The organism is Arthrobacter sp. BL-252-APC-1A, assembly GCF_009696625.1.
In the GTDB taxonomy this organism is placed as follows: Bacteria; Actinomycetota; Actinomycetes; order Actinomycetales; family Micrococcaceae; genus Arthrobacter_B.
Genome location: NZ_VULS01000021.1, coordinates 1 through 8,807 on the forward strand (window position 1 = coordinate 1; position 8,807 = coordinate 8,807).

The 8,807-nt window shown below is 66.6% G+C and carries 8 protein-coding genes and 2 pseudogenes; all 10 read left to right on the top strand.

Annotated elements, in window-relative coordinates:
• A pseudogene (locus FYJ28_RS17180) lies at nt 1-236 on the top strand (dehydrogenase); the annotation flags it as partial.
• 2 nt (nt 237-238) lie between these two features.
• Nucleotides 239-1,132 carry an amidohydrolase family protein gene (locus FYJ28_RS16875; protein WP_154580165.1) on the top strand — a complete coding sequence of 298 codons (894 nt, stop codon included), beginning with the start codon at nt 239-241 and terminating at the stop codon, nt 1,130-1,132.
• Entirely contained in the window at nt 1,129-2,313 is a 1,185-nt protein-coding gene (locus FYJ28_RS16880) for an acyl-CoA dehydrogenase family protein (protein ID WP_154580166.1), read from the top strand. Before FYJ28_RS16875 ends, FYJ28_RS16880 begins: the two co-directional genes overlap by 4 nt.
• Before the next feature lie 35 nt (nt 2,314-2,348).
• On the top strand, nt 2,349-2,804 hold the full coding sequence (locus tag FYJ28_RS16885; RefSeq protein ID WP_154580167.1) for a MaoC family dehydratase: 456 nt from the start codon (nt 2,349-2,351) through the stop codon (nt 2,802-2,804).
• A 27-nt stretch (nt 2,805-2,831) separates the two neighbouring features.
• Nucleotides 2,832-4,413: pseudogene (locus FYJ28_RS16890) on the top strand (acyl-CoA synthetase).
• Nucleotides 4,414-4,455: 42 nt separating this feature from the next.
• Nucleotides 4,456-5,904, top strand: coding sequence for an AAA family ATPase (locus tag FYJ28_RS16895; protein ID WP_055242347.1), 1,449 nt, complete (start codon nt 4,456-4,458; stop codon nt 5,902-5,904).
• Nucleotides 5,905-5,976: 72 nt separating this feature from the next.
• Complete coding sequence (locus tag FYJ28_RS16900) at nt 5,977-6,447, top strand: RNA polymerase sigma factor (RefSeq protein WP_442778597.1); 471 nt, start codon at nt 5,977-5,979, stop codon at nt 6,445-6,447.
• Nucleotides 6,444-7,046, top strand: a complete 603-nt coding sequence (locus FYJ28_RS16905; protein WP_154580168.1) for a methylated-DNA--[protein]-cysteine S-methyltransferase — start codon at nt 6,444-6,446, stop codon at nt 7,044-7,046. Before FYJ28_RS16900 ends, FYJ28_RS16905 begins: the two co-directional genes overlap by 4 nt.
• A complete protein-coding gene (locus FYJ28_RS16910; protein WP_154580169.1) occupies nt 7,043-7,729 on the top strand; it encodes an alpha-ketoglutarate-dependent dioxygenase AlkB family protein in 687 nt (228 codons plus the stop codon). Before FYJ28_RS16905 ends, FYJ28_RS16910 begins: the two co-directional genes overlap by 4 nt.
• Nucleotides 7,726-8,670 carry a DNA-3-methyladenine glycosylase family protein gene (locus tag FYJ28_RS16915; protein WP_326831800.1) on the top strand — a complete coding sequence of 315 codons (945 nt, stop codon included), beginning with the start codon at nt 7,726-7,728 and terminating at the stop codon, nt 8,668-8,670. Before FYJ28_RS16910 ends, FYJ28_RS16915 begins: the two co-directional genes overlap by 4 nt.
• Nucleotides 8,671-8,807: the final 137 nt, after the last annotated feature.

Below are 8,807 nucleotides of genomic sequence, written 5' to 3' on the forward strand. Positions count from 1 at the left end.
CGTTCCTGGCCTCGGAGGAGGCTGCCGGGATTACCGGGCAGGCCATTGGTGTGGGTGGTGACCGGCTGCAGCTGTGGTCCCATCCCGAGGCTGTGGAGTCGGAGTACCGGGACGGCGGCTGGTCCTATGAGGAGCTCGCCGCAGCTTTCCCGTTCGCCGGGAAGCAGCAGAGCGTGGGAGAGAAGTTCCCGCCCCTGCCCGAAGAACTCCAGCCCCAGACCGCCGGAGCCAAATAGTCATGGCACCCACCCGCTACGAGCTGGGCCTGGACGTTGCCTCGCTGACCGCGATCGACATGCATGTGCATATCGAAATTGACGGTCATGGCCACGTTTCGCTGCCCCAGGAACTGATGGACGCCTCGAGCAAGTACTTCAAGGCGGAGGAGCGGACGCCGTCGCTGGACGCGATCGCGGCGACCTACCGTGAGCTGAACATGGCCGCCGTGGTTTTCACGGTGGACGCCCGGACCCGGTTGAAGCACGAACCGAACAGCATCGAGGACATCGCGGAGGGCGCGGCCCGGAACAACGACGTGCTGATCCCGTTTGGATCTGTCGATCCCCTCACCGGCGCTGATGCCATCGACCGGGCGAAGGAGCTGGCCGAGGACTACGGGGTCCGTGGGTTTAAGTTCCACCCCAGCCTGCAGGGCTTCAATCCCTCGGACGAGCGCTATTACCCGCTGTGGGAGGCGTTGGAGCAGCTTGGCCTGCCGGCGGTCTTCCATACCGGCCAGAACGGTATGGGTGCCGGCACTCCCGGCGGATCCGGAATCAAGCTGGGGTACTCCAACCCGCTGCTGCTGGATGAGGTGGCCGCGGATTTCCCCGCATTCCAGATCATCATGGCGCACCCGTCCGTGCCGTGGCAGGACGAAGCCAACTCGATCGCCACCCATAAATCGAATGTTCTTATTGACCTGTCCGGCTGGTCACCCAAGTACTTCCCGGAGTCACTGGTTAAGCTCTCCAACTCCGTCCTGCAGGACAAGGTGCTCTTCGGCACCGACTACCCCTTGATCACTCCGCAGAAGTGGATGAGTGCGTTCGCGGACCTGCCACTGAAGGACGAGGTGCGTCCCAAGATCATGAAGGAAAACGCCGTCCGCCTGCTGGGCCTGGGCTCATGAGCGCCGCAGAAACCCTGTACTCCGCCGACCGCTACGGCTACTCCGATCTGCTCAGCGCTGCCGAGCAGGAGGTCCTTGGCAAGCTGCGGGCCGTGCTGGACGCAGAGGTGGCACCCCTGCTGGCGGATTACTGGGAAGCCGGTGAGTTCCCGTACCAAATCCGGCAGCCCCTGGTGGATCTGAACCTGATGGCGCCCGACGGCGTCGCGGACAGCCAGGGGCGCACGTCCGGCCTGTACGGCGGATTTCGGAACTTTGAGCTGGCCCGAACGGATGCCTCTGTGGCGACGTTCTACAACGCGCAGTCCGGGCTGTTCCGGTCGACCGTGCTGCATGGCGGCAGCGCCGAGCAGGCAGCCGAACTGGATCCGCTGATCCGTTCCTTCGAGTTCACGGGCGTTTTCGCGCTGACTGAACCGGAGCACGGATCGGATATTGCCGGCGGCCTGGCGACCTCTGCCAGACGCGATGGGGACAGCTGGATCATCGACGGCGCCAAGCGCTGGATCGGCGGCGCCGCCACGGCGGACGTGCTCGCCGTCTTCGCCCGGGACGAAGCGGACGGCCAGGTAAAGGCGTTCCTCGTGCCGCGTGAGGCGGAGGGCGTGACCCTGACGAAGATCCTGCGCAAGACCTCCCTGCGGATGATGCAGAACGCCGACATTGAACTGCGCTCGGTCCGTGTCCCGGTCTCGGCACGGCTCGCGAACATCAACTCGTTCAAGGACGTTGCGGCACTGATGCGGCGGCTGCGCTCCGACGTTGCCTGGATAGCCGCCGGCATGCAGGCGGGGGCCTATGAGGCTGCCGTCCGCTACACCCTGGAACGGGAACAGTTTGGCCGGCCGCTGGCGTCCTTCCAGCTCACGCAGCAGAAGCTCGCCACCATGCTGGCCAACCTGACGGCGTCCCTCGGGATGGTTGTCCGGCTGACCCAGCGCCAGGAAGAGGGCATCTTCCGCGACGAGGATTCCGCGCTGGCCAAGATGTTCACCTGTACTTCCCTCCGGGAGACCGTGGCCCTGGCACGCGAAGTCGTCGGAGGCAACGGGATCACGCTGGACACCGGCGTCGCCCGTTTCCATGCCGACGCCGAGGCCGTCTATTCCTACGAAGGCACCCACGACATCAACGCCCTGATTGTCGGGCGCTCGATCGCCGGCACCGGCGCTTTCCGCTAACCCATTCATTCCCTGCAAACCTAAGGAAAAAGAACATGAGCGCTACCGTTGTCACCCTCGAAGAACTGCCCTCGCTGGCCGGCAAGGACCTGGGCTACACCGATTACGTCGAGATCACCCAGGACCAGATCAACACCTTTGCCGACGCCACGGATGACCACCAGTGGATCCATACCGATCCGGAGAAGGCCAAGGACGGCCCCTTCGGTGCGCCGATCGCCCACGGGTTCCTGACCCTGTCCCTGATCATCCCGCTGTGGAGTGCACTCTTTGACGTGGACGGTGTGAAGACCAAGGTCAATTACGGCCTGGACCGGGTCCGGTTCACCAACCCGGTGAAGGTGGGCTCCAAGGTCCGGCTGCACTCGGTGATCGCAGAGGTCACCGAGGTCAAGGGCGGCGTGCAGATCAAGACGTCGAACACGATCGAGATCGAGGGCGAAGAGCGTCCCGCCGTCGTCGCCGAATTCCTGGCCCGTTTCTACGCCTAACCGGACGCCCGGAAAGGGAGCGAGCAGATGCGAAACGAGGGACTGGGATCCTGGATCCACCGCCGCCGGGTGAAGTCGGCCGGTGTTGCGGCTGTGGCCGGGGCCGGAATTGAGCTGACGTACGACCAGCTGGCCGAGCGGATAGACCGGCTGGCCGGCGCACTGGCAGCCCGCGGCGTTTCAGCCGGGAGCCGGGTCGCCTACCTGGGCAAACAACCACCCGGCGTTCCTTGAGTCGCTGTTTGCTGCGGGGTCCCTGGGTGCTGTGTTCGTACCTCTCAACACCCGGCTCGCCCCGCCGGAAGTCAGGTTCGCCCTGCAGGACTCGGGCAGTACCGTACTGATCCACGCCGAGGAGCTGGACGGACTTGCCGTCCTCGGCTGTACCGAAAGTCCGGTGCAGCACCGGCTGATGGTCGCCGCGGAGTCAGGGCAGAAGGCCGGGGTGCACCAGGCAGAGACGGCTGCTCCAGCCGGAGGTCCGGCGGCTGAGCCGTACGAGGAGGTGTTGCAGGGCGCCGCCGGCGAATCAAGGGACGAACCGGTTTCGCTCGAGGATCCGGCAATCATCCTCTACACGTCCGGCACCACCGGGAATCCCAAGGGTGCACTGCTGACCCACGGGAACATGACGTGGAACAGCATCAACGTACTGGTCGACTATGACGTGAGCTCCGAGACGGCGGCCCTGATGATCGCTCCGATGTTCCACGTCGCCTCACTGGGGATGGGTGCGCTGCCGGTCCTGCTCAAGGGAGGAAAGCTGGTCCTCCACAGCAGGTTCGAGCCCGGAGCTACCCTCGCCGCCATTGAGGAACACCGGATCACCTCACTCTCCGGGGTGCCCACCACGTACCAGATGCTGGCAGAACACCCGGCCTGGGAATCGACGGACCTTTCCAGCCTCCGGATGCTCACCTGCGGCGGGTCACCTGTTCCAGCACGTGTGCTCGATGCGTACGAAGAGCGCGGGCTGTCCTTCTCCGGCGGCTATGGAATGACAGAGACGTCCCCAGGGGCAACTGCCCTGCCGGCGAGGTATTCAAGGGCCAAGGCGGGCTCCGCCGGACTGCCGCACTTCTTCACCAATGTCCGGATAGCCGGCAGCGGGGGAACGCCGGCAGCACCGGGGGAAGTGGGAGAGATCCAGATCCGCGGAGGGAACGTCATCCGCGAATACTGGAACCGTCCGGACGCCACCCTGACGGCGTTTTCCGACGGCGACTGGTTCAACTCCGGGGACATGGGCTACTTCGACCAGGACGGATTCCTCTACATCTCCGACCGGATCAAGGACATGATCATTTCCGGCGGGGAAAACATCTACCCGGCCCAGGTGGAACAGCTGATCATGGAGCTGCGGGAAGTCTCTGCCGTTGCCGTAATCGGAGTTCCGGACGAACGCTGGGGCGAGGTTCCGCATGCCGTAGTGGTTCGCGCAGAAGATGCCGAGCTCGATGAGGCGGCGGTGCTGGCGCACCTTGAGGGAAAGCTTGCCCGCTACAAGGTCCCGAAATCAGTTGAATTCCGGGATGCCCTGCCCACAACTGCCAGCGGGAAGATCCGCAAGGCAGACCTGCGGCAGGCGGCGCTGGGGACAGCCGGCTAAATATCCCGGAACCCGGCCGGTTCGCTGATAGTCTCGGCGCGCATGGAGAAGAATCTTGCGGAGTTCCTGGCCAGCTTCAGCACCGCCGTCGAGCTGGCCCAGCAGCAGGGTTCCCGGTCCTCGGACCGGGAACCGCTGCGGGAAGTCATCAGCCGCCATCTGGGGATGCCCGCCCACGACGTACCGATCGTGGCTGAGGTCATCCCGTTCCACCGTTTCGCCGACGTGGACATTGCGCTTGAGAAGCTCGCGGCCGCGGACCCGGACAGCACTCTAATTGGTCTGGGCGGAGGTCAGCAGCGCCAGCACCTGGGACTCGCCGATGTCGTTCAGGAGGAAGGCTACGGCTTTATCCCGGTGGGCCAGCCGGACTTCATCAATATTGCCGTCGGCCCGGAAGCTAGCCGTGAGGCCGTGGCCTGGGGAATCCTGCTCTTCCGCCACCGCGGCGTCCCCGTGGCGGTGATGCAGCGGAACGGAGACCAGCAGACCGGCAGCCCTGACGTGCAGCTGGCGGTAATGGCAGCCGAACGGCCTGCTGCTGCGGCTGTCCTCGCGGCGGTCCAGGAGGACCTCCGCGCTAACAGCATCCTGCGCGGACAGGTCATTTCGCTCGGTTTTGACCCCTACGGCCGTGGCGGTGCGGGCGTCACCTTCCTTCAGCGCCCGTCCCTTCCGCGGGACGAGGTGATCCTGCCCGACGGCGTGCTGGACCGCGTCCGCAGCCACGTCCTCGGCATCGCCGGACACCGCAGCCGGCTGCAGGCAGCCGGCCAGCACCTCAAACGCGGAGTCCTGCTCTATGGACCGCCCGGGACGGGGAAAACGCACACAGTCCGGCACCTGCTCAGCGAAAGCCCGGGAACGACGGCGGTACTGCTGACCGGTGCGGCCCTCGGTGCCATTGCGCAGGCAGCGAGCCTGGCCCGGGCAATGGCCCCGTCCCTGGTGGTGCTGGAGGACATCGACCTGGTGGCCGAAGACCGAAGTATGGGTCACGGACCCCAGCCGCTGCTGTTCTCCGTCCTCGATGCCCTGGACGGACTGGACGCCGACGCCGACATAGCCTTCATCATGACCACCAACCGCGTGGACGTCCTTGAGCGCGCCCTGGCCCAGCGGCCAGGCAGGGTGGACCTCGCCGTCGAAATCCCGCTGCCGGACTCCGCCGACCGCGTGAAGCTGATGCAGCTTTACTCCCCGCGGGGGGTCTTCTCTGCCGAGGCGCTCGCATCGGTGGCCGAGGACGCGAAGGGGGCAACGGCGTCGTTCGCCCGGGAGCTGGTGCGCCGGGCGATCCTGGCTGCAGCCGAGGCCGGTGAGGAACCGGCGGATGCGCATCTGCTGGCGGCCGCACAGGACCTTTCCGGACAGCGGGAAGCGATGACCCGCTCATTGCTGGGCGGAGCCGATCCGTCGGCCGGCTTCAGCGCGAACGGTGACGGGCCGCAGCCGGGAGCCGCGCCGGGGCCGTCTTTTGGATGGAGCTGAGCCTAAACCTGCTGCTGAAGCTCAGCGCCCGGCTCACAAAACGCCCCGGCCGCGCGTCTACAGTATGTGGAAGTGAAACCGTTCGAAGCGATCGTCAGGGAACACGGCGCAGTTGTGCTGCGTGTCTGCCGCGCCGTGCTGGGCCCTGACGACGCCGACGACGCGTGGTCGGACACGTTCCTGGCGGCACTGCGGGCCTACCCGTCCCTGGATTCGGACGCGAACGTGCAGGCCTGGCTGGTCACGATCGCAAAGCGCAAGGCAATCGACGTCCACCGCTCAGCAGTCCGGCTGCCGGTGCCGGTGCCGGACCTGCCCGAACCCTCACGGACAGAAGCTCCACCCGGAGAGCATGACGGCCTGTGGGCGGCACTGCGGATGCTGCCGCAGCGCCAGCGCGAAGCCCTGGCGTATCACCACCTCGCCGGAATGCCCTTTGCGCAGGTGGCGGTGCTGCTGGAGAGCACTGAGACTGCTGTCCGCCGGGCGGCGGCTGATGGCATGAAGAAACTTCGAACCCTGGACGCGGAGGACCTGCGATGACCACTGAAACCCTTGAAACGGCGCTGGGTGGCGGTGAAGACGCAGCGCTGGCGGACCTGCACTCCCGGCTGGCCGCTGCCGCCGCCAAAGAGAACCTGCTGGATGTTGCCTACACCGTGACCGGATCGCCGGTGGGGGAGCTGCTGCTGGCTGCAACCCCCGAGGGGCTGGTCCGCGTGGCGTTCGGAGTGGAAGGGCACGACGCCGTGCTGGCCCAGCTGGCCAACCGCATCAGTCCGCGCATCCTTGAAGCGCCGGAACGCCTGGCCGATCCGGTCCGCCAGCTCCGGGAGTACTTCGCCGGAACCCGGAAGCGGTTCGACCTGCCGCTGGACCTTCGGCTGGCAACCGGTTTCCGGCGAACCGTCGTCGAGCACCTGAGGGATGTTGGCTACGGATCCACGGTCAGCTATGCGGGACTCGCTGCACTGTCGGGCAGCCCCGGGGCGGTCCGGGCCGCGGGCACGGCCTGTGCGCGAAACCCCCTGCCGGTGGTTGTGCCCTGCCACCGCGTGGTGCGTTCGGACGGGAAGATCGGCAACTACCTTGGCGGCAGCGGCGCCAAGGCAACGCTCCTGGAGATGGAGGCCGCGGCATGACCGGACAGCTGTTTCAGCGGGAGAGGTCAACGCCTTCAGTCGGGGCCGTGCACGTACCCGGCTGGCTGGATACCGGCCGCCAGCAGGAAATCGTCGAGGCCTGCAGGCGGTGGGCCGTCGGTCCGGTCCCCATGCGCTCTGCCGTGCTGCCCGGGGGACACAGGATGTCCGTGCAGACAGTGTGCCTGGGCTGGCACTGGCAGCCGTACAAGTACACCCGCACCGCCGATGACGCCGGCGGCGGACGGGTGGCCGAGGTTCCGGAGTGGATGGTGGAACTGGGACGGGATGCCATCCGTGCCGCGTACTTCACCCAGGGGGAAGCCGGCTACGCACCGGAGATCATCCAACCCGGCGAATACACACCGGACACGGCACTGATTAACTTCTATGCCCACGGAGCCCACATGGGCATGCACCAGGACAAGGATGAACGCTCCAGTGCGCCGGTGGTGTCCTTCAGCATCGGGGACACCTGTATATTCCGATTCGGGAATACACAAACGCGCAACAAGCCCTACACCGACCTGGAGCTGGCGACAGGGGATTTGTTTGTCTTTGGGGGACCGTCCCGCTTCGCTTACCACGGCGTTCCCCGGACCCTTGCGGGCACGGCGGACCCTGCGTCAGGGCTGGACTCCGGGCGGATAAACATCACGCTGCGCATGACCGGGCTCGAGTGACCGGGCTGTCCGTGGACAGGACCCACCGCGTTTCCGTGGCTGCTCCGTTCCCGTGGCTCCCGCTGGCGCGAAGCCTGGCCGCGCACGCGGTTCCGGGCCTGGAAACGCTGCAGCTGGACTCCTCCGGCGCCCGGCTGTCCCGGTTGCTGCCCGCTCCCGGCGGTCCCGTGCTGGCGAAAATCGGGTTTGGCCCTCCGGACAGTGTGGTCGTTGAACTAACCGGCGGGACCGGAGCGGACGACGCCGAGGTGCTGGCCCGGGTGCGGAGCTGGCTGGACCTCGATGCGCCGGCCGCCGCCGTCGACCGTTTCCTCTCCGGCTTTCCGCTGCTGGAACCACTGGTGCGTGCCCGCCCGGGACTCCGGATCCCCGGCTCCGTGAACGGCTTCGAGACGGCGGTCCTCACTGTTCTGGGACAGCAGGTTTCACTCGCCGCCGCCCGGACCTTCGGGGCCCGGCTGGTCGCTGCCTTTGGCATTCCCGGCACCGACGGATTTTTCCTCTTCCCGCCCGCGCAAACCCTTGCCGAGGTGGGGGCAGGGGACCTGCAGGCAGCTGTGCGGATTACCGGCTCACGGGCACGCACCATCACAGCCCTGGCCGCCGCGGTAGCTGAGGGCCTGGAGATCCGGCCCGGGCCCGGATTCGATGCAGGGACCCGGGATGCGCTGCTGGCGCTGCCCGGCATTGGGCCGTGGACGGTGGACTATTTGGCGGTCCGGGCGGTCGGAGACCGGAACGCCTTTGTTCCCGGTGACCTGGTGCTGAGGCGGGCCCTCGGCGTCGGGACAGCACGGGAAGCCGCAGCCCTCGCCGATCCCTGGCAGCCATGGCGGGCCTACGCCCTGTTCCACCTGTGGACGGCAGCAGCCTACGACGCCGCCCCGCCCGCCCGTAGCGCCCGCCGAGAGGCCAGTTGCGGCTCTTTTCACGGCGGCTAAGTCAAGTGGTGGGTGCAACGCTGGGGGGTTAGGCTGCCGGTTGCAGCAGCATGTTCAGCCGGTTGGCTGGGGTATCCATGTCCAGGGTTGGTCTGGGTCTGCGGTTGAGCTTTGCGGCGATGCGGTCCAGATCGTTC

What these genes read in the sequence shown, in the direction of transcription:
- FYJ28_RS16880 (WP_154580166.1), top strand. Translation starts at nt 1,129, where the DNA reads ATGAGCGCCGCAGAAACCCTGTACTCCGCCGACCGCTACGGCTACTCC.
- FYJ28_RS16895 (WP_055242347.1), top strand. Translation starts at nt 4,456, where the DNA reads ATGGAGAAGAATCTTGCGGAGTTCCTGGCCAGCTTCAGCACCGCCGTC.
- FYJ28_RS16885 (WP_154580167.1), top strand. Translation starts at nt 2,349, where the DNA reads ATGAGCGCTACCGTTGTCACCCTCGAAGAACTGCCCTCGCTGGCCGGC.
- FYJ28_RS16875 (WP_154580165.1), top strand. Translation starts at nt 239, where the DNA reads ATGGCACCCACCCGCTACGAGCTGGGCCTGGACGTTGCCTCGCTGACC.
- FYJ28_RS16905 (WP_154580168.1), top strand. Translation starts at nt 6,444, where the DNA reads ATGACCACTGAAACCCTTGAAACGGCGCTGGGTGGCGGTGAAGACGCA.
- FYJ28_RS16910 (WP_154580169.1), top strand. Translation starts at nt 7,043, where the DNA reads ATGACCGGACAGCTGTTTCAGCGGGAGAGGTCAACGCCTTCAGTCGGG.